Annotated in this window: 21 protein-coding genes; 5 read left to right on the forward strand and 16 right to left on the reverse strand. The window is 27.4% G+C overall.

Annotated elements, in window-relative coordinates:
* The first annotated feature begins 128 nt into the window (after window positions 1–128).
* The 4 genes from AXF11_RS00785 (at window position 129) to AXF11_RS00800 (ending at window position 3,626) form a co-directional block, all read left to right on the forward strand.
* Complete coding sequence (locus AXF11_RS00785) at window positions 129–1,532, forward strand: hypothetical protein (RefSeq protein ID WP_068154059.1); 1,404 nt, start codon at window positions 129–131, stop codon at window positions 1,530–1,532.
* Between the two features lie 288 nt (window positions 1,533–1,820).
* Window positions 1,821–2,438, forward strand: a complete 618-nt coding sequence (locus AXF11_RS00790) for a DUF1003 domain-containing protein (protein ID WP_068154060.1) — start codon at window positions 1,821–1,823, stop codon at window positions 2,436–2,438.
* A 1-nt stretch (window position 2,439) separates the two neighbouring features.
* The gene (locus AXF11_RS00795; protein WP_068154061.1) at window positions 2,440–2,745 is read left to right on the forward strand and encodes a cupin domain-containing protein; all 306 of its coding nucleotides are present in this window, start codon (window positions 2,440–2,442) and stop codon (window positions 2,743–2,745) included.
* A gap of 17 nt (window positions 2,746–2,762) precedes the next feature.
* Window positions 2,763–3,626 (forward strand): hypothetical protein, encoded by an 864-nt coding sequence (locus tag AXF11_RS00800; RefSeq protein ID WP_231724719.1) that lies wholly within the window; start codon window positions 2,763–2,765, stop codon window positions 3,624–3,626.
* Between the two features lie 187 nt (window positions 3,627–3,813).
* On the opposite strand, the gene metH is transcribed toward AXF11_RS00800, so the two are convergent.
* From metH to AXF11_RS00815, 3 genes are read right to left on the reverse strand one after another with little or no spacing between them, the layout of a single operon-like run.
* On the reverse strand, window positions 3,814–7,323 hold the full coding sequence (gene metH, locus AXF11_RS00805; RefSeq protein WP_068154062.1) for a methionine synthase: 3,510 nt from the start codon (window positions 7,321–7,323) through the stop codon (window positions 3,814–3,816).
* Window positions 7,324–7,343: 20 nt separating this feature from the next.
* Window positions 7,344–7,919: a chromate transporter gene (locus AXF11_RS00810; protein WP_068154063.1), complete on the reverse strand. Its 576-nt coding sequence runs from the start codon at window positions 7,917–7,919 to the stop codon at window positions 7,344–7,346.
* Entirely contained in the window at window positions 7,919–8,500 is a 582-nt protein-coding gene (locus tag AXF11_RS00815; RefSeq protein WP_068154064.1) for a chromate transporter, read from the reverse strand. The genes AXF11_RS00810 and AXF11_RS00815 overlap by 1 nt, the downstream gene beginning before the upstream one ends.
* A gap of 223 nt (window positions 8,501–8,723) precedes the next feature.
* On the opposite strand from AXF11_RS00815, the gene ligA reads away from it, so the two are divergent.
* Window positions 8,724–10,742, forward strand: a complete 2,019-nt coding sequence (gene ligA / locus AXF11_RS00820) for an NAD-dependent DNA ligase LigA (RefSeq protein ID WP_082729355.1) — start codon at window positions 8,724–8,726, stop codon at window positions 10,740–10,742.
* Window positions 10,743–10,912: 170 nt separating this feature from the next.
* Here ligA and AXF11_RS00825 read toward each other — a convergent pair whose 3' ends face one another.
* From AXF11_RS00825 to AXF11_RS00885, 13 genes are all read right to left on the reverse strand, one after another.
* Window positions 10,913–11,410, reverse strand: a complete 498-nt coding sequence (locus tag AXF11_RS00825; protein WP_068154066.1) for a hypothetical protein — start codon at window positions 11,408–11,410, stop codon at window positions 10,913–10,915.
* A 599-nt stretch (window positions 11,411–12,009) separates the two neighbouring features.
* Complete coding sequence (gene nrdF, locus AXF11_RS00830; protein WP_068154067.1) at window positions 12,010–13,017, reverse strand: class 1b ribonucleoside-diphosphate reductase subunit beta; 1,008 nt, start codon at window positions 13,015–13,017, stop codon at window positions 12,010–12,012.
* Between the two features lie 77 nt (window positions 13,018–13,094).
* Window positions 13,095–13,391, reverse strand: coding sequence for a type II toxin-antitoxin system YafQ family toxin (locus AXF11_RS00835; RefSeq protein WP_068154068.1), 297 nt, complete (start codon window positions 13,389–13,391; stop codon window positions 13,095–13,097).
* Window positions 13,381–13,671: a type II toxin-antitoxin system RelB/DinJ family antitoxin gene (locus AXF11_RS00840; RefSeq protein ID WP_068154069.1), complete on the reverse strand. Its 291-nt coding sequence runs from the start codon at window positions 13,669–13,671 to the stop codon at window positions 13,381–13,383. The genes AXF11_RS00835 and AXF11_RS00840 overlap by 11 nt, the downstream gene beginning before the upstream one ends.
* Before the next feature lie 318 nt (window positions 13,672–13,989).
* Window positions 13,990–15,501: a hypothetical protein gene (locus tag AXF11_RS00845; RefSeq protein WP_068154070.1), complete on the reverse strand. Its 1,512-nt coding sequence runs from the start codon at window positions 15,499–15,501 to the stop codon at window positions 13,990–13,992.
* Between the two features lies 1 nt (window position 15,502).
* The gene (locus AXF11_RS00850) at window positions 15,503–16,135 is read right to left on the reverse strand and encodes a hypothetical protein (RefSeq protein WP_068154071.1); all 633 of its coding nucleotides are present in this window, start codon (window positions 16,133–16,135) and stop codon (window positions 15,503–15,505) included.
* A gap of 52 nt (window positions 16,136–16,187) precedes the next feature.
* Complete coding sequence (locus AXF11_RS00855) at window positions 16,188–18,650, reverse strand: hypothetical protein (RefSeq protein ID WP_068154072.1); 2,463 nt, start codon at window positions 18,648–18,650, stop codon at window positions 16,188–16,190.
* A 15-nt stretch (window positions 18,651–18,665) separates the two neighbouring features.
* Window positions 18,666–20,765, reverse strand: a complete 2,100-nt coding sequence (gene nrdE / locus AXF11_RS00860; RefSeq protein ID WP_068154073.1) for a class 1b ribonucleoside-diphosphate reductase subunit alpha — start codon at window positions 20,763–20,765, stop codon at window positions 18,666–18,668.
* 95 nt (window positions 20,766–20,860) lie between these two features.
* The gene (nrdI, locus tag AXF11_RS00865; RefSeq protein WP_068154074.1) at window positions 20,861–21,232 is read right to left on the reverse strand and encodes a class Ib ribonucleoside-diphosphate reductase assembly flavoprotein NrdI; all 372 of its coding nucleotides are present in this window, start codon (window positions 21,230–21,232) and stop codon (window positions 20,861–20,863) included.
* A gap of 11 nt (window positions 21,233–21,243) precedes the next feature.
* A complete protein-coding gene (locus AXF11_RS00870) occupies window positions 21,244–21,483 on the reverse strand; it encodes a thioredoxin family protein (RefSeq protein WP_068154075.1) in 240 nt (79 codons plus the stop codon).
* Window positions 21,484–21,835: 352 nt separating this feature from the next.
* Window positions 21,836–23,272 carry a 23S rRNA (uracil(1939)-C(5))-methyltransferase RlmD gene (gene rlmD, locus AXF11_RS00875; protein WP_068154076.1) on the reverse strand — a complete coding sequence of 479 codons (1,437 nt, stop codon included), beginning with the start codon at window positions 23,270–23,272 and terminating at the stop codon, window positions 21,836–21,838.
* Window positions 23,273–23,398: 126 nt separating this feature from the next.
* The gene (locus AXF11_RS00880; protein WP_068154077.1) at window positions 23,399–24,547 is read right to left on the reverse strand and encodes a pyridoxal phosphate-dependent aminotransferase; all 1,149 of its coding nucleotides are present in this window, start codon (window positions 24,545–24,547) and stop codon (window positions 23,399–23,401) included.
* Window positions 24,548–24,700: 153 nt separating this feature from the next.
* Window positions 24,701–25,513 (reverse strand): glycosyltransferase, encoded by an 813-nt coding sequence (locus tag AXF11_RS00885; RefSeq protein ID WP_082729356.1) that lies wholly within the window; start codon window positions 25,511–25,513, stop codon window positions 24,701–24,703.
* Window positions 25,514–25,539: the final 26 nt, after the last annotated feature.

Genomic DNA, 25,539 nt, shown 5'->3' on the forward strand with positions numbered 1-25,539 from the left:
ATACTATTATTTTTTATAATATGCAAGATGAGAGACAAAAAAAATAAAATTTTAGCTTTTATATAAACGAAAATATGGTATAATTTAAGTAAAAAGAAAAACGTTTTATTGGAAGGATTATAATTTTTATGAAAAAAATATTTTTAATTTTATTGCTGTTATTTACGGTTGTGTCATGTGAATTAGAAGATGCCAGAGAAGCTTATAATAAAAAGGAATATCTAAAAAGTATAGAATTAGTTCTCAATTATTTTGAAACAAATCCCAAAAAAATTAATAAAATCAAGCCTGAAATAAAAAATGAAATTATGGAAAAGTTTTTGAATATTACAAATCATTATAAAGCGATGACAGGGAGTAGTGATTTGAACGAAAGACAGAAAGGTTATGAAGAATTGGTTAAAATTTATGCATTATTTGATACTTATAAAAATTCTTCAGCTTTTTCGGATTTTCAGCAAAAATATCCTTTGGATGAATCTTTGAATAATATTGAAAAAATAATTGCACAAAGATTAAAAAATAATAATTATAATTATGAATATTATGGTTATGACCATTTTAAAGATGTGACACATGATATAAATGATTATTATGAAGATATTTTAAAATTTATTGAATCTATGGAAAAAAATTCAAAAATATCTAATGAAATGGCTTTAAAATATGAACAAATAAGTAAGCAGATAAATAAAAATAAAGCTAATAAATTTATCGAATTTGCTAATGCAAGCGAAAATAAAAAAAATTATAGAGAAGCACAGAGATTTTACGAAGAAGCTGATAAAATTTTTGTAATAACTCGCCAAGATGCAAAAAAAGTCTCAATTAAAACAAAGGAATTAAAAGGAAAGGCTGATTTACAAGCAGCAGAAAACGCATATAGTATAGCTTTATCAAGCCTTAAAAATGCTAAAACTAGAAATGACTATAGAAACGCAGTTTGGGATTTAGAAAGAGCAAATGAACTTGTTCCAAATTATAAAGATTCTGTAAGTTTGATTTCAAAATATAAAGATAAAATTTATGTAAAATACAATATTTTTGGGTGCAGCAATAGCTGGGTTGAAAAATATCTAGATAAAAAATTGGAAAATGTCATTGGTAAGAAAACTTCTGCAAATTCTGCTGAAGTTCAAATAAATTGCAGAGTTACTGATAGCTATAATATCTCTACATTTCCTAGCAATATTGAGAATCTGAGAGAAATAAGGGAAATTGTAAATAATGCTGGTGAAAAGGTTACAAAAGAGTTTATATTTCAAAAAATTAAAAGTCTAGCAATCGAAAAAATAACTTTTAACTATGAAATAGAAGTATCAGGTCTTGTAAAACAAAGATATTCAAATAATCTTTCAGAAAAAAATGAGGTGCATTCACTCCAATATATAGGAGATATTCCAAAAGAATATAAAGATAAGGATAAAATAGAAAAACCTTTAGGTGAAACCAGAATGAAAAATAAAATTTTAGAAAAATCTAATTTAGAAAAAGAATTAAATCAAATAATTGATGCGATAGATAGGTTATAGTTATGAAAAATAAAATAAAAAAATTAGTTAGCGTATTTTTCTTTTTATCAATTATCGAAAAATTCCAAAGTTTAAAAAATATTTCAAGTATTTCAAAATTGTAAAATTTTTCAAAAATAAAAAATATTGAAATAGAAAAAATATTAATAACAGTATACTTAAATTTATATTTTACTAAAGGAGCTTTTAGTGAATTTATAGTAAAAAAATTTAAATGTATTTTTTTATAATGCTTGTATTTTTTTTATTAAAATGTTATTATAATAGACGGGAGAAAGATAAAAACTTATGAATAGGAGTAAAAAATTGAAAACGGTCAAAACAAATTCAAAAGGCGTTGAAAATAAAGAAGTTTCTTTAAAACAGATGCTTAAAAGTGTAGATGACGACTTAAAAAGAGAAGAAATAATACATATGTTATTAGAGCAAAAAGTTTCTAAAGTTATAAAAGAAGAAAAAGATGAAAAAACAAAAATTTCAAATAGACTGTCAAAATTTATTGGAAGTAAAAAATTTGTAAGCTTAGCGGTTGCAACCGTTGCAATTTGGCTTTTTATAAATTTGATGTTTATTTCTAATAAAAAATTTGATTCTTACTCTTTTATAATTTTAAATGCGATTTTATCTTTTGTTATGCTTTTATTTTGTTCACTTATTATAGTTAATCAAAATAAATCAAAAAAACTTGACGAAAAAAAATCGCTGAATGACTATAAAGTGAATTTAAAAAACGAAATCGTAATAGAAGACTTGCACTATAAATTAGATGAATTAATAAAAAAGCAAAACGAAATAGCAAGGCGTGTATCTCAATTAGAAAATAGAAAAAATGCAGTTGGCGGAAAAGAAAAAAGAGCATTTAAATTTATAGATATTACAGAAATGGAAAAGGAACACAATAACTAAAATGAATATTTTTGATTTTGAAAAACTGGAAAATAACGAAGAAATTATAACTATTTTGGAAGAAAATAAAAATATAAAAATTGAAAAAATTATTTCGACAGGACAGACGACTGACTGGCAATCTTCTGACAAAAATGAATTTGTAATTCTAATTCAGGGAGAAGCTGAAATAACATATTTAAAAAATTCTGAAATCGTGAAGCTATCAAGTGGAGATACAATTTTGATAGAAAAAAATAAAAAACACAAGGTAAGTTATACAAGTAAAAATCCGCATTGTGTGTGGATTTGTATTTTTTATAAATAAAAGGGAGATGATTTTATATGGTAATGATGATAATGCTACTTATATTTTCGTTAGTTGTAGCAATTTTAACAGGAATTCCATATGTGAAAAAAAGTGTGGAAGACAACAAGAAATTAAAAGAATTTTTAGAAAATGGAATGGGGAAAAACGAGGCAAAAGGGAAATTGAGAGATGAAAAAACTTCGACAGACAAAATTATCAGAGGTTTATTTTATTTTTCCTTTGCAGTGTTTGTCATAAGTGGTGTTTATAATATTTATTCACTCACTCAAAATAACGGTATGGGACCCGACGGTGTAGCTCAAACTCAATTGCAACCAGCAAACTCGATGCCTGAAGTTTCAACAGGACCAAATGGAGAAAGTGTGCAAAATCAAACTAATCCTGACCAAAATCAAAATATTCCCGCAGTTAATAAAAATTCGAATAATTCTGCTGGAAACAACAATGACGTCGAAATACAAAATAATGTTAGAAGAGAACAAAATAGAATAAATAAAATGTTTGAAGAAAGTGAAAAAAATACAAAAGATTTGTTGGACGCCTTAACTCGTAATGTAAAAAATAAAGAAGCCGAAGAAGGTATAAAAAATGGTGAAAAGGCATTAAAAAATGTAAAAAAATCCAACGAAATGTTTAAAAATGCTCAATGTATTCAGACGGGTGATGCAACTTTTGACAAAGAATGTCCAAAATTATTAAAACAAGGAAAGGATTTATATTCCGCAAAACAAATAACAGTTGAAAAAACGTTGGAAATGTTAAGAAGTATTGAAAAAGGAATAAAAGATATTCAGTCAAGTCAAGTTGGACAAGATGTGATGAAAAAAGGTGAAGAATTATGGGATAGCATCATGAAAAATGTAAATGGTAATCAATAAAGAAATATTTATTAATAAAAAATAAGGGAAACTTAAAAATATAAATTAAGGTTCCCTATTTTATTGATTATTCAAAATTTTGATTTTTTGAAACAAAAACTTCACATTAATTATTATAATTGCCTCTCTCAATTTTTAATTTTTATACATTTTAAATAATTTTTTTGATACTTTCTATTTTACTTAACTACATATTAAAATATTTACAGAACGGTTGTGAAAATACGATTGCACTTACAGATGCTTCAGGATACATCATAAATTCATCAGTAAGTTTTATTCCATAAATTTCAGGTTTTAACAGTTTAAATAATTTTTTTTGATCACTTAAATCTGGACATGCAGGATATCCAAATGAATAACGGTTACCTTGATAATTTGCTTTTAATATATCTTCCATTTTCATTTCCTTATCGATAATTCCCACATCTTTTCTCATAATTTGGTGAATATACTCGGAAGTCGCTTCCGCAAGTTCCAATCCTATTGAATTTACCAAATGTCCTTTATAAAATTCACCTTTTGCTTTTAATTCGTTAGACACAATTCTTGACTTCTCTCCAGCCGTTGCAACAAAGAATCCAACATAGTCAATTCCGCTAGGAGCTACATAATCGTTTAATGACAAATACTGACCGTATTTTTGTCTTGGAAAATTAAATGTTTCGATAATTTTACTCAAATCATCGGATAAAATTTCCAACGAAAATTCATTTTTTTCTTTACCATATTTTCTTTGCACAGGAAAATATTTGTAAATTGCAGTTATATCAAAATATTCATCGCCGTGTTCGATAATATCTTTAATTTCATTATACATTTTTACTGTACGGGGATCTTGTTTTTCAAGCATTTTTCCAACAATCCATTTTAGTCCCAGATGTTTTCCTATAAGCATTTGCAAATTGATAAACGGAAACACATCTTTTGCTTTTATATTTGTGATAATTTGCTTGTTCAAAGTTTCAGGTTTATAAATATTCTCAAAATTATATTTTGGAATTTCAATTTGAGAATAGTCAAAAGTTCCGTCTTTATCTTTAATATCGCTGACTGTCTGTTTTACTTTCAATTTTTTCAACTCTTTTTCATCTTTTATTAAAAGCAAATCTCTTCGTTTTTGCAAATACTCTCTAAATTCTTCAAATTTCTTTTCATCAATCATTTTATTTAAATCAGAAAGCGCTGTCATCGCATCTTTTGAATAAATTACAATATTATTTTCATAAGCTGGTTCAATTTTATTAATTGTGAATTTCTCTGTAAGTGCAGCTCCACCAACAAATATCGGTATAGAAATTCCTGCCTCTCTTAACACAGCGACAGTATTTACCATCTCAGTAGCAGATTTTACTAGAAGTCCTGAAAGTCCTAAAAAATCAGCTTTTTCTTTTACTACAGCATCTCGAATTTTTTCCGCAGGAGTGTTAATTCCTAAGTCAATCACTTCATAACCATTGTTTCCAATAATTATTCCAACCAAATTTTTCCCGATGTCGTGCACATCACCTTTTACAGTTGCCATAATTATTTTACCTTTCACAGATGACTCGTCTTTTTCCATAAACTGCTCTAAATATGCCACACTCGCTTTCATAACCTCCGCACTTTGCAAAACTTCCGCAACAATTAAGTCATTTTTGTTAAAAAGTCTTCCAACTTCGTCCATTCCAGTCATCAAAGGCCCATTTATTATTTCAATTGGAGTATATTTTTTCAAAAGTTCATCTAATAAAACTGTCAAATCCTTTTTACTTCCTTCGACAACCAAATTTGCAACTTTTTCTTCTGCCGTCAAGTTACTTACATCAACTTTTTTCTTAGTCGCTTTTTTATCTCTATAAAAATTTGCAAATTTTGAAACATTTTCATCATTTGTATGAAATAAAATATTTTCTGACAGCTCTTTTTCTTCATCCAACATTTCATCCATCGGAATAATTTTTTCAGTATTTACAATCGCAAAATCAAGCCCAGCTTCATAGGCTTTATTCATGTAATAAGTATTTAGCACTTCTCTTCCCGCAATCGGCAATCCAAATGAAATATTACTTATTCCCAAAATTGTTTTAACATTAGGCATTTCCTTTTTTATTTCGCGAATAGCTTCAATCGTCGCAGTTGCAGAACCAATATATTTTTGATCTCCTGTCGCAACTGGAAAAACAAGCGTATCAAAAATTATATCTCTTTCATCAATTCCATATTTTTTCGTAAGCAGCTCGTAACTTCGTTTTGCTACTTTAACTTTCTTCTCAAGTGAAACGGCCATTCCTTCTTCATCAATAAGCCCCACAACAACCGCAGCTCCAAATTCTTTGATAACTTCAGCCATTTTCTTAAATTTTTCTTCCCCGTCTTCCAAGTTTATCGAATTAATAATCCCTTTTCCCTGAAGATAAGTCAGCCCTTTTTCAACGACATTTATATCAGTCGAGTCAATCATTATCGGCACTTTTGCAAATTTTGAAACCTTTTCCAAAAATGCTTTCATATCGGCAACTTCATCTCTATCTGGATTTGCAAGACAGACATCAATCACATCGGCATCCCCTTTAATTTGAAGCCTTGCAACTTCAGTCGCTTCATCAAATTTTTCTTGTGCAATAAAATTTTTAAAAATTCTTGAACCTATAACATTTGTCCGTTCTCCCACATAAATCGGTCTATCTTTAGGAGTTTCAAGTGAAATTAGACCAGACAAATTATTAAAATTCTTATTTTTATCAATATTTCTAGGCTCATAATTTACAGTTTTAGCTTTAATTTTTCTGATGTAATCAGGTGTAGTCCCACAACATCCGCCCACAATGTTCAAATATTTATTTTTGAAAAAAGGCTCCAATTTATTTGCTAAAGTTACGGGAGTTTCTTCATATTCTCCATCTTCATTTGGAAGTCCAGCATTTGGATAGACGGAGATGTAAGTATTTGAAATATCATTTAATGTTTTTAAAAACTGAGTCATAAATTCAGGTCCTGTTGCGCAGTTTAATCCGACAGAAAATGGATGCATATGATTTACAGCGTAATAAAAGGCATCTGCGGTTTGTCCAGCAAGTGTTGTTCCTGTACTCTCAATTGTAAATGACAACATAAGCGGCACGGTATAGTTCTCTTCCATAGCCTTTTTAAGCCCTAAATATGCGGCTTTTAAGTTTCTCGTATCTTGAATTGTCTCAAACAGGATTAAATCCACTCCACCAGCTAAAAGCCCTGAAACAGCTGTATAATATGTATGGACAAGTTCATCAAAAGTAACTCCTCCAGTAACACTAATTGACTTATTAGATGGTCCCAATGCTCCTGCAACATAAAGATGCCTATTATCATCAGGATTTTCATTTCTGTACTCTAAAATTGCTTCATTTACAAGCTCCGCCGCTCTTTTATTCATTTCAAAAGCTCTATCTTCCAAATCATAATCTTTTAATACAATATCCAAAGCCCCAAAACTGTTAGTTTCTATAATATCACTTCCAGCTTTTAGATACTTTTTGTGAATATCTTTAATAATTTCAGGTTTTGTCAATACAAGGTAGTCGTTACACCCCTCATATTTTTCGCCACCAAAGTCATCGGCAGTTAAGTTTTTTTGCTGTATCATCGTCCCCATTGCTCCGTCCAGCAGTAAAATTCTATTTTTTAAGTCCTTTTGTAACAAATCATATGAATTTTTATATTGTGATATTGCCATTAAATCACTCCTTTTATTTTTTATTGAAATTTAAAAACTATTCCGACAATTGCCGACAGCACAATCAAAAGTATGGGATTAAACTTAAACTTTGTAAGTATTGCAATAACTATTGCCAAAACAATGGATTTATAATCAAACAAATTAGATATATTTTTTGATAAATGATATTTTTCTATGTCCAGCAAAGAACCCTTTGCTACACTAATCCCAGCTGTTACAATAAGTGCAATAGAAGCTGGTCTCAATCCATAAAAAATATCTTGCACTAAAACTGAATCCTGAAATTTTCTTAATGCGTTAGAAATCATAATGATAATAATTATTGACGGCACAACAAGAGCAACTGGCGCAATTACTGCTCCCCATAGCCCCGCTATTGTAAATCCAACCGAAGTTGCCATATTAATTCCCATGGGTCCAGGTGTTGACTGAGAGATCGCTATCATATCCGACACATCATTAGCAGTAAACCAATGTGTTCTCTGTCCCATATGATAAAGAAACGGCAAAGTAGCAAGTCCTCCACCGACTGAAAAAAGTCCCACTTTTCCAAATTCTATCGATAAATGTAATAGTTTTACTATTTCATTCATTATTTTTCACCCCCGTTATCTGTTTTTTGATCAACTCCACTATCTTTTTTTCTTGTAAAGTTTTTAATAATAACTCCTGTTACTCCCGCCAAAATCACAAGTAAAGTCGGATCTAATATATTTGTAACTGAAAATACAATTACAAGAATAAATATTACGATACAAATTAAATCAGGCAGTGATTTTTTTGCCATCATAAATATAGCTTGAAAAACTTGCACACAGACACACGCACGGATTCCATTAAAAGCGTATTTTATAACCATAAGATGAGAAAAATTTTTCAAAAATATAGCAATCAAAGTAATAATTATAATAGGGGGAACAATCATTCCAAGAGTTGCAACTATAGAGCCCACAAGCCCTTTTACTTTGTGCCCTACAAATGTTGCAGTATTTACCGCAATAACTCCAGGAGTTACTTGTCCTATCGCATAATAATCCATAATTTCGTCTTCTGTAGCCCATTTATTTTTTTCAACAACTTCCCTTTTTATCATAGGAAGCATAGCGTACCCACCTCCAAATGTAAAAAGTCCCATTTTAGCAAATGAAAAAAATAATTCAAATAATGTTTTCATTTTAATTTCCTTTCTTTGATTATAAACGTATATTTTATTATACAAAATATAATTTTAAAAATCAATATATTTTTATTAAGTAAAATGTTCACAAAAGCAACACTATCCTACTGCAACATTCAATAAAAAAAGTAGCCTTGTATATCCTTCAAAATTTTTTATTTATAATTTCTACAAAAAATGATATACTTAACTTAAAGAGAAAAAAATTGAAAGGAAAAAAATGAACTCACTTGACGATAATATACTAAAAAATTATAAAAATTTAAAAAATGAAATTGAAAAACATAATAATTTTTATTACAACGAAGATAATCCAATTATTTCAGATATGGAATATGACGGTCTTTTACGAAAATTAAAAGAAATGGAGGAAAAATACCCCGCCCTTTTGCAAATTGATGTTTCTCCAACTGAAAAAATTGGTGGAACTGCAAGCAGTAAATTTTCCAAAGTAAGACATAAAGTCCCTATGTTAAGTCTATCAAATACTTACAATATCGCTGAAATCGAAGATTTTGACAAAAGAGTAAAAAAAATTATTAATTCTTCGCAAAAAATTGAATATATTTTGGAATTAAAATTAGATGGCCTTAGCATAAGCCTTATTTATGAAAACGGCGTTTTGCTAAAAGCTGTCACTCGAGGCGATGGACAAATTGGAGAAGATGTTACAGATAACATTATGGAAATTGAATCCATTCCCAAAAAATTAAAAAATCCAATTTCATTGGAAGTTCGAGGAGAAATTATTTTACCAATTCCAAATTTTAACAAAATAAACGAAGAGCGGGAAGAAAACGGGGAAGAAGTTTTTGCAAATCCGAGAAATGCTGCTTCAGGAACAATAAGACAACTAGATTCTACAATTGTCTCAAAAAGGGGACTTGACTGCTACCTTTACTATTTAGTCAACGCACAAAATTATGGAATTAAAACTCATTTGGAAAGTATTAAATTTATAGAAAAATTAGGATTTAAGACAACCAAAGTCTTTGAAAAATATTCTGACTTTAAAACTCTTGAAAAATCCATTGAAAAATGGCGAACTAAAAGAGAAAAATTGAATTATGAAACCGATGGACTTGTCATAAAAATAAATAATTTTGAATTTTATGAAACTTTGGGCTACACGACAAAAAGTCCCAGATGGGCAATAGCCTATAAATTTCCTGCTGAGCAAGTCAAAACAAGACTTTTGGATGTAACTTTTCAAGTGGGAAGAACAGGTGTTGTAACTCCAGTTGCAGAATTAGAAGCTGTAAATTTATCTGGGTCAATTGTAAAAAGGGCTAGCCTTCACAATTTTAACGAAATCCGTAGGAAAGATATAAAAATTGGAGATAATTTAATTGTAGAAAAAGCCGCTGAAATTATACCGCAAGTGATAAATGTTGTGTTTGACGATAGAACTGGAACAGAAACTGAAATAAAAGAACCTGAAAATTGTCCTGTTTGTGGTAGCCAACTTGTAAAAGAAGAGGGGCTTGTTGCGTTAAAATGCCTAAATCCTCATTGTCCCGAAAAAATAAAAAGAGAAATTTCCTATTTTGTGTCAAGGGATGCTATGAATATTTCAGGTCTAGGAGATAAAATCGTAGAAAAATTTATTGAACTAAAAAAAATAAAGACTGTTGTAGACATTTATTTTTTAGAAAATTATCGCGAAGAATTAGAAAATTTGGAAAAAATGGGGAAAAAAAGTGTTGACAATTTGTTAAACAGCATAGATGAAAGTAAAAAACAAGATTTCTCTAAAGTCTTATACGCACTTGGAATCCCTTTCGTAGGAAAATTTAATGCCAATCTTTTGAGCAAAACTTTTAAAAACATCGACACTTTAAAAGAAAAAACAGTCGAAGAACTCCTGGAAGTAAAAGGAATTGGAGAGAAAGCCGCAATTGCTGTAAACACTTTTTTAAACGATGAAAATAACTGGAAAATTATTACAGAACTTAAAGAAATTGGTCTAAAATTCGGATTTACAGAAAATGAGTTAGAGGAAGTCAAAGATAATCCGATAAAAAATAAAAATTTTCTTGCGACAGGAAAATTACAAAGATATAAACGAAATGAAATAAAAGACATAATTTTAGAAAAAGGTGGAAATTATTTATCTGCTGTTTCAAAAAATTTAGATTTTTTAATTGCCGGAGAAAAAGCGGGAAGTAAGTTAGAAAAAGCTCAAAATTTAGGAATTAGAATACTAAGTGAAGATGAATTTGAAAAAGAATTTTTATAATATAAAAAAGGGAGAAAAATACGTTCTCCCTAATTTTTATCTCAAATTTTGGGTGTGTAAAAATTTTTTGTATGCAAATATTTCAAAAAATCGCTACACTTGACAGTTTTGTATACAAATTTACATAAAAATTCTGAATACTCTCATTTTTTTATTTTAAAATTGTTTTTTTATTCCATTTCTGTCGCTTCCATAAATATTTTACCATTTGAATTTAAAAATACAAGTTTTTGTATTTTTGTATCGTAAGCATAGATCATAGTACTATCGCCATCTTCTTTTACAAGTGCAAAATTTTTATAGACTTTTAATCTTTTTGTATCTTTTTTTGCTTCAGTATTCTGACCATCTTCACCAAAATCGTAATCTACAACATAATATCCCTTTGCATCTTTTTTTATTTCAAATTCATCAGAAGTATCAGTATATCCAAATTTTTTATTCAGAAATTTATCTTCATGAAGTTTTCCATCAGTTGTAAAATTACGGTTTTCTCCATCACCGTAAGAAGATTTTAGTTCCACTTCATTTTTTTTATTTTTATCTACTTTAGAAGAATAATCTTTTATTTTATTATTTTTACTTTGTTTTCCATTCCCACAAGCTATTGCACTTATCAAAATTGCTGAAATAAAAAACATAATTCCAATTTTTCTAATTTTTTTCATGTTTTTTCACTTCCAATCTTAAATTTTTTTAATTTTCAGTTTTATTATACCATATAAATAGAAAAATTAAAAATTTTTAAACAATAATGATGGTTTAAAAATTTTAGGGGCAGATTTTTAATTTTAAATTTTTTAAGTTATTCTCGATTACAAGATGTTATTTTGTTTAGTATAGTTTTTTATTTTTTTACATAAGGGGAAAGGACCGCCATTTCCCCTTATAATCCCCACGCTCGTCTAAGCATTTTTTTGAAGCAAAGCCGAAACTCACTTCGTTCAGACAGTCGTCTTTACTCCAAAAAAATCACGACACCTTTTGTATAATATTAGAATTTTAAACCGTCGGAGCATTTTTATGTGCTGACAAAACTGTTTGAGCACGATTAGTGCGAGTTTTTTGGCAGTGCATAAAAATGTCTTGAGCCTTGCCGGGGTGCAGGGGTGCGGCGATGAGCACTTCTGCTTAAAAAAGGAATAGAAAAAAATTGTTATTTTAGTAACTTTCTGGATTGAATAAGAAACTTAAAATAGAAGTTTTTATTTCCCCTAAATATTTTACTCTGTCAAACAATAATTTTAATACTTTTTTATTTTTAGAACTATATATCAAAATCATCATCGTCGTCGTCATCAAATCCAAAGTCATCGTCATGTAAATGCTCAATTTCCAACGCTTTCTCATAATTTGTAGATTTTTTAGAGAAGAAGTCATGCTGTGTTGTTTCTACATTAAGCCCATTTAACACAATCGGATTTACATTTTTTACTTCAAACTCTTCTTCAAATCCCAAATTCATAAGCGCTTTATTGGCATTGTATCTGATATATTCCTTAACGTCACCTGTAAGTCCAATATCTCCATATACTTCGTCGGTATATCTGCATTCATTTTCATACAAGTCGTAAAGCAATGTCTTTAATTCATCTCTCATTCCCTTTTTAGTTTCTTCATCAAATGAATTATATAATTCTTGGAAAAGCAGTCCGACAAATACTCCGTGAATTGACTCGTCCGCAATAATTTTCTTAATTATATCACAACTTGCCACCATTTCTCCCTGTCCAGCAAGCCAAAGTGGCAAAAAGAATCCGCTGTAAAACAAATAAGTTTCCAAATAAACCGAAGCCGCTAAAGACATTGCAATATCTCTTCTTGAAGCTTCTGGATTATTCATCTTCTGATAATAATTGTCAATTTTATTGGCTTTGTACTGCAAATGTGGATTTTCCTGAACCCAGTTAAATGTTTCATTTATTTCACGAGTTGACGCTACTGTTGTAAATATTGTTGAGTAAGATTTTGCGTGAATCGACTCCATCATGCACATATAAGAAAGCACTGACCGATTCTGCAGTGAATCAATGTGATCAATAATTTTAGGCATTCCGGTATGACTTTGCAATGTATCAAGCATTGTAAGTCCTCCAAGTGCATGTAAATAAGCCAATTTCATTTCAGGCTTAAGCGCATTCCAGCTGTCAATATCCCTTGACGGAATATATTCCGTATCAATCCAAAATTGTCTTATATTTTGTTCCCAGAAAGTTTCCACATAATCATTTTCTGGGGTATTCCAGTTTACTGCTTTGTATATTTTCTTTTCCATTTTTTGTTTTCCTTTCTTGATAAAATTGTTTTATCAATTTATGTTATCTCAACCAACTCCCACATTTTATATAAAATTTAGAATAGTTCACTATGACTACCTGATGCTAATAAAATCAATATTAATTTATCTTCAACTATCTCGTAGATTAATAACCAATCTGGAGTTATATGACATTCTCTTGCTCCATCATAATTATTGACTAATTTATGATCCTTGTTTTTAGGAGGAAGTTTTTCTCCTTTTGCCAATATTGAGATGATACTTTCCAATAATTTTAAATCTTTTTTCTGTTTTTTTAGATTTTTTAAATGTTTTTTAAATTTCCCAGTAAGAATAATAGAATATTTATACTCTTCTTTTTTATCCCTCATAATCTTCTCCCAAGACATCTTTAAACATTTCTTCTGGACTACTGTACGATTTATAATTTGAAGGATTTTTCTTAATTTGTTTAGCTTCTTCAAATGCTTGAGCCAATTCTGAATTTTCAGGTAAAGAATTTATATAAAATGGTATGCCTTTTTCTCTTATAGCCTGTTTTAAAAATATATTAATTGCTGTACTAAGACTTAATCCTAAATCTTTAAATAATTCCTGTGCTTCTTTTTTAGTTTCTTCATCTATTTTTATACTTGTATTAACTGTTGCCATAAAATATCACTTCCTTTTATATTTATTATACATACAAAGTATATCTTTTGTCAATCAATTAGTTTATCATAATTTCTATTTATGCCAATCTTTCAGTTTTTATTCGTAATTTTCCCCCATTTCTTCTATTTAAAATCTCAACTTGTTCCTTAAAAGTTTTTCCCCCTTTTTATCAAAAAAGCCCTATCAAAATTGAAAGAGCTTTTTCTACAGTCTACAACAACGCACAATTAAGTGGGTTATTCTTGTAGTACAATCACTAAAGTTAGTATACTCTGTATTTTGATTTTTGTCAAATATTGATATTTTAAATTAAATTTATTCAACATACCCTATTTTATTTACCCCGATAACTCCTCTTCTAAGAATTTTTATCTTTATTTTGTTATATTCAAATTTATTATAACTAAATTTCTTGAATTTAAATTTTTTATGTTCAAATTTATTATAGCTAAATTTTTCATATTCAAAAACTTTAATTCCAATTTCCTGTAATATCTCTTTCGACAATTCATAATTTTGTTCAACTAAACCAAAAAAAGCAAATCCTGAATCTATACAGTATGATATTATAGCATTATATGATGTTTCGTATATGAAAGTGCCTAAAACTGCTCCCATAAAACTTCCTAACATAAAACCTAATATTGGAATTTCTATTACTCCCTGTGTTATTCCTCCTCCAATTAAAGAGCAGGAAGAAATAAACATTTCTCTAATTAACTCGTTTACTAATTCACGATTATTCATTTCACCTTTAGAAACTTTATAAGAATTTTTTATTGTATTTAGTAATATCACAGAAATTGCTCCAATTACAGAAGAATCTATTGTTTTTAATACATTACCATATATTCCAGATTTACAAGAAATTATTAAAGAAGCCGATAAACTTCCGTATAAAAATCCTTTGGCACCACTTAATAATGTTGCAAATCCATTTTTTTTCAATTCTTCTTTATCTATTTCACCTGTTTTTATTAAATACTCTATAACTGAATATAATTTTGGTGTTACTTCTAAAACCATTTTTATTATTGCAGAACTTAATCCTGCTCTAAATCCTTGTTGTATAATATATTCATATTTCATTAAATCTTCTATATTTATTCCAAAATTTTTCAAATCCACATTACCTAATTTAGATAATTCTGAAAGTTTAAGAGCTTCTTCTGTTGAAAGCGGGATAGACTCGACTCCTTTACCATCTCTTAATCTATCATCTAATAGTTTAAGTGTTTCTTGATAACGAAAAAATTGTTCTGACCTTTTAGAACTTTCTTCATTTATTTTTCTTTTTAACCATTTTATTGCTTCTTCTAACTGTTCTCTTGGAATTACTCTTATTTGTCCCTTATATATTGGATCATTTAATATATTATCATTATTACTTAAATTTCTATTCTTCAAAAATTCTTCTATATTTTCTTTTCCGCCTTTTGCTTTGTATTCAGAAAACTTTTGAAAAATGCTTAATGATTGTGCTTTGACTCCTTCTTCTCCATTTCTATAATACTTTAATCCAAAATCTTTTCCAAAATTTCCTTTTATATCTGGTGATGCAAATTCATGGCTTCTATCAGTATATGCTCTATTTCTAGAATCTTTCAATGCAGCATTTATATTAAAAGTATTTGAATGCCAAAATTCAGCTATATCACCTTTTAATTGTTTATTAGGTGTTTTAAAACCTTCAAAATTACTCAATTCTTTTTCAAATTTTTCTATTTCCAAATTTATATTTTTTAAATAATTTTCACTTAAATTTATTCCATAATCTCTTTCTAGATTATCTATGAAAAATTTATATCCTTTATTAAATGTATTCATTTTACTCACCAATAAATTGATTTATTAATTCAAAATAAAAAGTAAGAACCAAACAAAGATACTGTTGTTTCAATATTTTATTATAATTATTTATTTTATAGACATTCCAAGGTATTAATAGAACTGGAGGTAGTAACAACGGAAAAAGAAACAAAAAAAGACTTGCTACCCCTACCGTTGTCACTACCCCTACCGTCGTCATTATTGTTTCTTTATTTTTATCTAATAAAAAGACTTCTTTATTTTGTTTGATATAATCACCGTACTTTTTTAATTTTTCGAATAATTTTTGGTATTCTCTTTTTTCTAACTTATTTTTATCAACAAAAAGAACTCCAATTTTTCCTACCCACCCATATTTTAATCCATATTCTCCTTTTATTTTAATAAATTCAGTTTCTTTTTTTATATTTTCATCATTTCCTATAAATAATATGTAGTTATCTTTTCCCATTGACATTTTATTTTGTCTATATTCATTATACGAATGTACAACTACATCAACGGTTCCATCTTTTACACCAATAATTTTTTCTTCTGTATCATCATCTTGTGTTAATAAAGCTTTTAAAAAATTTGCATATTTTTCTGTTTCTTTATTATAAACTATGATTAAATTTTTTTCTTCATTCATGATATCTCTCCTATAATTTCAAAATGTTACAATGTATTTCTCTGATTATAATTTAAGAATTTAAATAGGTTATAATTTCTGTTATAAGTAGAACCATTTCTTTATCTAATTTTGATTTACAATCAGTTTTGATTATCTGCATGCTCTTCAATAATTCTTTATTTTCAAAATTACTATGAATTCTATTTTTTATATATAGAAAAAACTGTGATGAAATAATTAAATTTCTAATACTCTTAAGTTTATCATTATCAAAGTATTTTTCGTAAAGAGGATTGAATATCCAATATAAGATTCGTGTAGCTTCATAACTTACAAATAATCCAGATTTAAACTTACTTAAATTAAATCTTTCTCTTGTACCATTTAAATCATTAATTAGACAATTCATATTACTTTCATTATACTTTTCACTTTTTTTTATTCTATCAAAAGTTTCTTCAATATATTTTTGAGCTGTGTCTATCTCATTTGTTTCAGAAATTGTATGAATAATAGAATTTAAATCATACAATAATTCTAAAGCAAAAATTTCGCTTTTTATATCTTTTACATTATCAATCAAAAAGTCATAATTTCCATGTGCGACATTATTTCTTATTAAACTATTAAAATAATATTTAAAATATGCTATCGTATCAAAAAACATATTTAAATTCTTTTTAATTCCAAAATCTATTTTTTGAACTAAATCAATGTTCATTATTTTATTATAAACTTCAATATCTTGACAATATTCATACATTAAAGAATATTTTAAAAAATCTTTGAATAATCCTTCAATTTGAATAGGTAAAATATTTATTACCACTTCATAATCCTTATTTTCAATTCCATTTATAATTTTTTCAATTATTTTTTTCCTTTTTGATAAACAAATTGAATTTGAAATATTATATTTAATATTTTCTATTGCTGTACTAGAATTTTTTCTCAATATGTTTAAATAATCTTTTTCATTTTTATTATATTTTTCTAGATTTATTGGGTTTAATGGATGATTTTCTATTTTTAAGTTAATTTCCTCAATAATAGTATTATTATGTTCTTCATCAGACAACTTTAAATTTCTTCTTCCTATATTTTGAATATTATCATAATACGGAATAAATTTTATATTATAATATATTTTATTTAAAGTACTAATAGGAATTTCCGCTAATAAAAATTTAAATTTCCTTATTATTTGATTATAATATGAAATTCTATAATCAATTTGTTCTTGAGAAAATAAAGAGAGTTTTTTTAGTTCTTTATCAATTTTTTCATTACTAGAAAAGTTTTTAAAAAAAGTTTCTAGTTTTTTCCTATAGAATATTAATAATCCCGATTCTATATTTTTTTGATTTTTGAATAAAACTTCCAATTTTCTTCTTTTTATATAATTTTCTTTAAGTTTGACGACTTCTATATCTTCTAAAATCCCCTTTTTGTTGTATCTAGATTTTTTTAGTTCATTCAATTCTTCTTTTACTTTATCTATTAATTCCTCAATTTTATTTTTTAATATGTCATATTTTTTTAAAATTTTTCCAAATTTTTCATTAACTAAAACATATCTATCAGCTAAATTACCAGTTAAATCAAAACAATTATAAATTTCTTCATAATATTCCTCTTTTGTATGAGGGATTTTTCTTGAATTAAAATCATATTTCCTCATTTTTTTTAAAGTTATTTTTATAAGATTATCATTAGAATTTTCAATTTTTTTATTTATCTTTTTAAATAATAATTTTCCTTTTTTGACATTATTATTCTCTTTAAATAATCCCACTTCAGCTTGATCAAAAACTTCATTTTTTATATTATTTATATAATTTTCAATTTCTATAATTTTATTAAATTTTTTAGAATTTATTTTATATAATAAATAAAAATATTTTTCAAAATTTTCAGATTTGTGACCAATCTCAGAAAAAATAATAATTTTTTCTATCAACTTTTCTAATTTATTTTTATCATCTACTAATTGATAATTTTTAAAATAAATATTATCATTTATTATTTCTAGTAAAAGAACTTCATATTTAAAATATTCAAAATCAGTGTTTATAAAATAATTTACAATTTCTCTCAAAAAATCATTTATTTTTTGTAATTCCTTATTTTCTTCATAAGATAAAATAGATAAAATAATTGCTTTGTATATAATATACTGACCTAATGGATTTTTTTTAGAAAATACATAATTGTTAAGTTCATTTATATCATTTTCATGGCTATTGATTATTTTTGATAAAGTTACTATGAATAATTGAATATTAAATCTATGATTTATAAATTCAAGAATTTCTAATAAAAAATCAAAAGTCTCTCTTATTTTAAATTTTAAAATCAAATTTAATATTATATGAAACTCTTCAATTTCTTGAATTTCTTTTTTTTCTATTATTTTTTTTAATTTTAAAATTAAATGAGATGTAATTTGTGAAATATTATTTTCTATTACATCAAAAGCTTCCTTTGATTCGTTAATATTAAAAATTATATCTATTGCTTCATTTATATTCATTTACACTCCCTTCTCTTATACCGAACAACTTATACACTCCTCAATCGTAGCCTTTCTAGTCCGAGTATAATAAAGTGATTTCAATCCTAATTTATGCGCATAAATATAAAGTTTTGAAATATCTCTTGTAGTATCAGAGCTCTTTGTGTGAAGAATTATTGAAATTCCTTGATCCACATGTCTTTGGATTACTGACATTAATTTTAACACATTTTTTTGATCCATGTCGTAAGCTGATTTATAAAAGAAGAAATTGTCGTTTGTCAAGTATGGCATCGGGTAAAAAGTTTTACTGTCCCCGTATTCTCTCACTTCTATCGTGTCAACTATTGGCATAACTGAAGCTGTCGAATTCATAATATACGATGTCGACTGATTTGGTGCAATTGCCATTCTATAAGCGTTATAAATTCCGTATTTCATAACTTGATCTTTTAATTTTGCCCAGTCTTCTGTCGTCGGAATATACATTCCTTCAAATAATTCTTTTACTTTATCAGTTTTTGGCTCATAATTTTTTTCTAAATATTTTTTGAAATAATTTCCATTTGCGTATTCTGATTTTTCAAAATCTTTAAATTTTTCGCCTCTCTCTTTTGCAATTTCCATTGATCTTTCTAACGAATAAAAATTTACCATCATAAAGAAAACGTTACAAAAATCAAGTGCTTCACGGCTTTCATACATAATGAAGTTTTTAGCTAAAAATCCGTGTAAATTCATTGCTCCAAGCCCCACAGAATGCAATTCCTCATTCGCCTTTTTAATTGTTGGAACAACATCAATGTTTGTTAAATCTGAAACCATTGTAAGTGAATCAATCGCAGCTTTTGTTACTTCTTTAATTCTTTTATTTTCCATAACTGTTGCAATATTTAGTGAACCTAGATTACATGATATTCCTCTTCTTATCGTATCTTCTTCATAGTAAGCATTGATGTCTGAAACTTCTGATAATTGCATTATTTCTGTACAAAGATTTGAAAACTTGACTGTTCCAATTTTTTTTAACGCATGTTCTTTATTCGCATTATCTTTAAAGAAAATATACGGATAACCACTTTCTTTTTGAGATTGTGAGATTTTTACTAAAATTTCTCTTGCATCAACTTTTTTCTTTTTGACATTTGGATTGTCGACTAATTCTTCGTACATTTCATTCATGTCCATTTCGTCCAGATATTTTCCGTATTCCAAAAATACTGTATGTGGATTAAATGTGTAGCAAACTTCGCCTTCCTTGGCAAGTTCCAAAAATTTGTCTGGAATTATTACCCCTGTTGAAAGTGATTTTATTCTCACTTTTTCATCAACATTTATTTTTTTACAGTCCAAAAATTCATTTATATCCGAGTGAAAGACATTCAAATAAACAGCTCCTGCTCCTGCTCTTTGCCCCAATTGATTTGCATAAGAAAAAATATCCTCCAAAATCTTCATAATTGGCAAAACTCCAGATGCTCTTCCTTCCACACCTTTTATCGCTTCTCCTCTAGCTCTTATTTTCGATAAATTAATTGAAACTCCTCCTCCAATCGAAGAAAGCTTCATTGAGGAATCAAAAATATATCCAATTCCGCTCAAATTATCTCCCATTTCATCCAAAAAGCAAGAAACAAGTTCTCCAGCTCTTTTCTTTCCAGAATTTAAAAATGTCGGTGTTGCTGGCTGATATTCCTGATTAATTAACATAAGTGCATATTCCTTCGCTTTTTCCACATTTCCCTGCGCTAAAAATAGCGAGACGATTGCAATTCTGTCTTCATATCTCTCCAAAAATTTTTGTTCCGTGTCATCTTTCATCGCATAACTTTGATAAAATTTTGAAGCACTCATAAATGATGCAAATCTAAATTTTTTATCATATACCAGTTTAAAGACTTCTTTAATTTCATCATGCGAATACATTTTGTAAAAATCAATGTAATAGTCATTTTTTATCAAATATCTCATTTTCTCTTCCAAATTGTGAAAAAATACTGTATTCTTGTTGACATAATCCACAAAATATGAATAAACTGCTTCCTTGTCTTTTTCCAGCTGAAAATCTTCCCCTTTTTTTATCATTATTACGTTATTTAGATAAATCCATTTTTTTGCCCTGCTATCTACCATTATTTATTTTTCTCGCTTTCTTTTTTTATTTTATAAAATTTATAATTTTGTAAATCTTTCCCAGAAAAACTTTTAAATTTTAAAATAAAATTTTTTTATTTATTATTTTTTTCAACATAATCAATAAAATGTTTAACTTCTCTATTTGTTCCAGATAATTCAAATTTCATACAAACTGGAATATCATATTTTTCTTTTATTTTATCTGCCGCAACAGCAAAATACACTCCCCAGTTCATATTTCCACTGGAGCTTATCGACTTTATATATTTACTGTTCTTTTTCAAAAATCTAGCTGTAGTTTCTGGAACTTCGCCTATTTTTGTCGTAAATGTAACAAAATGCCCATCTTTTTTGACTTCCAAATCAGGACTAATTTTAATAATTTCCCAGTTTGGTCTTTCTTTCTTTATTTTTTCCATAAATCTTTGGACATTTCCAGTTTTTGAGTCATAATATATAACCATAAGATTCTCCTCTATAATTCTGAAGCCATTTCGTTTAATTCTTCCATTTTAAACCCCATAACTCTTTTTACTTCGGAGTCATTTTCCATCAAAATCACAGTTGGCACTGTTCTCACTCTAAACTTCATAGCCATTTCTGGATTGTCGAAAGCATTGATTCTTTCATACTTCACACCTTTTTTATCTAAAAACTCCGATACCATTGCACATGGATTGCAGTCACTTTTTTCAAATTTAATTATTTTTTTCATATCCTATTCTCCTTTTCTCATTTTCAAGCATTTTCAAAACGCTTCTCTATATAATATTTATTTCCAAACTAAAAAACACAATATATTGTGTTTTCTTTTTAAAAAGTTTCATATATGTAGTGTATCTTATTTTTTAAAATTTTTCAATAAGATTATTTTTAAAATAAAATTAAAAAGTTTATTATTTATTATAAATAAAGATTTTCTGAAATATATATATTTTATATATTTTTAAAATGAATTTTTGATAACTTGACTAATGAATTAATGTTTATAACTTTCTCAAACATTTTTATAAAAAAATAAATTAAAAAAAGAGAAAATTAATTAAAATCTTCTCCCTGTTAATATTTTATTTTTCAATCTTTCTCAACCTTGATACAACTTCCATATGCTGTGTAAATGGAAACATATCAACTGTAGCTATTTTCACCAGCTCATACCCATTTTCCTGCAAAACCTTCAAATCAGTATTAAATGTTTTTGGATTACACGACACATAAATTATATCCTTTACATCGTATTTCAGCAATTTACTAAGCGTTTTTTCTCCAACGCCTGCACGAGGCGGATCTAAAATTATAATATCTGGCTTGACTCCGTCACTATCGAACTCATCTAATTTTTCAAAAACATCTCCTGCAATAAAATGAGCATTTTCAATACCATTCAATTTCACATTTTCGTTTGCTTTTTCAACAGCTTCTTCCACAAGCTCAATTCCATAAACTTGTTTTGCCTTTTTTGAAACAATTTGCCCAATTGTCCCTGTTCCGCTGAATAAATCAAATACAACTGAATTGTGAATATTTTCCCCTTCTATTTCATCTAAATAATTTAGCACTTTTCCGTATAATTTTTCTACTGTTTTTGAATTTGTCTGAAAAAAACTGTATGGACTAATTTTAAATTTCAATCCTAAGATTTCTTCTTCCAAATCTCTTTTTCCAAAAAGAATTTCCTCGCCTTCAGAAACAACCGAATCAGAAAAATTATCATTAAATGTATGTAAAATTCCAGTTATTTTAAATCCATTTTCAAGCTTCAAAGCCAACAATCCTCCCACTAGACCTTTTTGAAATTCCAATTTTTTCTCATTTTCAACTTGAGTTGTCGTAACCATATTTACCAAAATTTGCTTCGTAAAATCCGCTTTTCTAATAACTAAATTTCTAAAAAAACCTGTATGAATAAGTCTGTGATAAAAATTTAAGCCAGTCTTTTTTGAAAAATCATTACAAAATATATAAATTTTATTAAAATTGTCATCCATTAATTTTAGTCCATCTACTTCAACAATGTCATGAAAACTATTTTGTTTATGAAGTCCCAAAATCATAGGCCCGTCTTTCACAGCATTTCCATAACTAAATTCCATTTTATTTCGATACTTTTCCACCTCAACACTTCTAACTGGCTCTTCAAAAGTAAAATCATATTTTGCAATTTTCTTTACTTCTTTTTCAATATTAGAATTTTTCAACGTAAGTTGTTCGTTATACAAATAATACTGATAATTACAACCACCATTTTGTCTAGCAATTTCGTCATAAATCGCATTTTTTCTACCTGCAAAATCAACGATTTTACAATGAATCAATTCATATTTTCTTCTTCTTTTTACAAAAATTCCTTCCACAACTTGATCTCTAGCAGCATTAATATTAGTAAAAATTTTATTTTCGTAATCTTTATAAAAACCATATGCACGACCTTTCATATTAAGCCCTTCTATCTTTAATTGAATTTTATCACCTTTTCTTAAAAATTTTTTTTCTTTATTTTCCATTCTTTCTCCATTTTTCGTATTTTTTATTCTTTTACTGAAATCTTTTTAAAATAAATTTGGTAACCTCATCATTTTCATAAGATTACCAAAAAAATCTTTTATAATTTTAAAAATCAATTTCTACTTTTATTTAAATTCAATATAATCTTTCAACCTAGCAATAGCCTCTTTTAACACAGGAATATCGTGCACAATCGAAAATCTCAAATATCCTTCCACTTGAAATGTAATTCCTGGAACTATCGCTAACTCCGTTTTTTTCAATAAATTTAAAACAAAGTCAAAAGAATCCACATCTTTAAACTTATCAATTGTTTTATATGTTGCAAACACATAAAATGCCCCTTTAGGTTTCAAGCACTTAAATCCCAACTTTTCTAATTCTTCCATAAAATAAAAAACTCTTTTTTTGTAAACTTCTGACAACTCTGTTGTATCCGAGCAATAATCAAGCGCTGCAATCGCTCCATATTGCGACAATGTCGAAGCACTTGTAACTGTATATTGACTTATTTTTTTTACTTGAGCTTGTAATTTCTTATTTGCAAGTGTATAACCTAATCTGTGTCCAGTCATTGAATGTGATTTTGAAAATCCATTTACAATGATTAACTGCTCTTTTAATTCATTGTAGTATTTTGCAAAAGATGTAAATTTTTCGAACGCTATTGAAGCATAAATTTCATCACTTAAAATATAAATTTCTTTATCTTTCAAAAATTTTACAATTTTAATAATTTCTTCTTCTGGTAATGTAATTCCTGACGGATTATTCGGATAAGTCAAAATTATTAATTTAGTTTTTGGTGTGATGTATTTTTCTAAAATTTTCTCAGTCAAAATAAAATTATTTTCTTCCAAGTCCATAAAAATGGTTTTTGCTCTTGCAACTCTAATTAATGGCTCATATCCAACATACGCTGGAGTTGGAATAAGAACCTCGTCATCTTCTGCAAGAATTGTTTTAAGTGTAGAAGAAAGTCCTTCGGTTGAACCAACTGTAACTAAAACATTGTCTTTTTTGTAATTTCCTTCAAATTTTTCGTTATAAAATTTTGCGATTTTTTCTCTTAATATAGGCATCCCACCCACAGGTGAATATTTAATTGGACTATTTAAAGCGTGGTAAGCAATTGCTTCTTTTACTTTTTGCGGTGTGTCAATATCCGGCTCTCCAATTGTCATATTTATAACATCTTTATAAGCTGATAACCTTTCATGAATTTTTCTTATATCGGATATTTCTATTCCTTTTATTATTGGATCTATGTACATTTTTATTTATACTCCCTTTCTTTTTATAAATTACTTGTTTTAGGTTTTCATTGTAACATATTTTATAATTGTTTTACAATTTTTTTAATGCCTTTAATAAAATAAAAATTATAATGATTTATATATTTTTTTGTTTTATTTAATATTCAATTTTTATCTCTTCTCTTTCAAATAATATCTGGCAATTATTCGCATTTTTTTTACAATTTTTGAAATTCCTTTTAAATGCTTTGCTTCCAAAAATAATCTTGCCTTTAAGCTGCCCCAGCTCTCATTCCACCAATGTATCCCATAAGTCTCAGGCTTTATGCAATCTTTTGTATATTTTTCGTGATAGCCATATGGATAAAAATATTCTTTCGGAAAAATTACAATTTCTCCATCTTTTAAAATATTTTCTCTTTTCTCGCTCAAATTATATTTTTTCTCAAAAACATAAGTAAAAATCTTTGGAATTGTCCAAATTGGCTTTTTCCAAATGTCAGCTTCATAAAACTCCATTATTTCTTTTAAAATTTCATTATGTTTTGTTGTCCCAAAAATCCCTACACTTATATGTTTTTCATCTTCGTAACCTATAAAAAATTTCATTTTTTTTGAAATTTTATCTTTTTGATTTTGAAAAAAAGAAATTTTCTCTTCCAAAACTGGCGTCAAATCTTTTAATATTTCCATATCAGTGTCCACATAGATTCCTGAATTTTCATACATAAAATGCACTCTCATATAGTCTGAAACATATGCCCATAATTTTCTTTCATAACACTCACGAAAAAATCTGTTCTTTTTTAAATGTTTTTCCATATCAAAATTTTTCTCATTAATCTCGATTATTTCAAAGTCTGGCAGCTTCTTTTTCCACGATTCCAGACATTTGTAGAAAATATCTGGCTTTTTTGCATTTCCTATCCAGACATAATATATTTTTTTATCTATCATTTTTTCCTCTTCCGTTTTTTCTCCCATTTTTTTTAATCAAATCACATTCTACT

It is taken from the genome of Leptotrichia sp. oral taxon 847 (assembly GCF_001553645.1).
Classification (GTDB): domain Bacteria; phylum Fusobacteriota; class Fusobacteriia; order Fusobacteriales; family Leptotrichiaceae; genus Leptotrichia.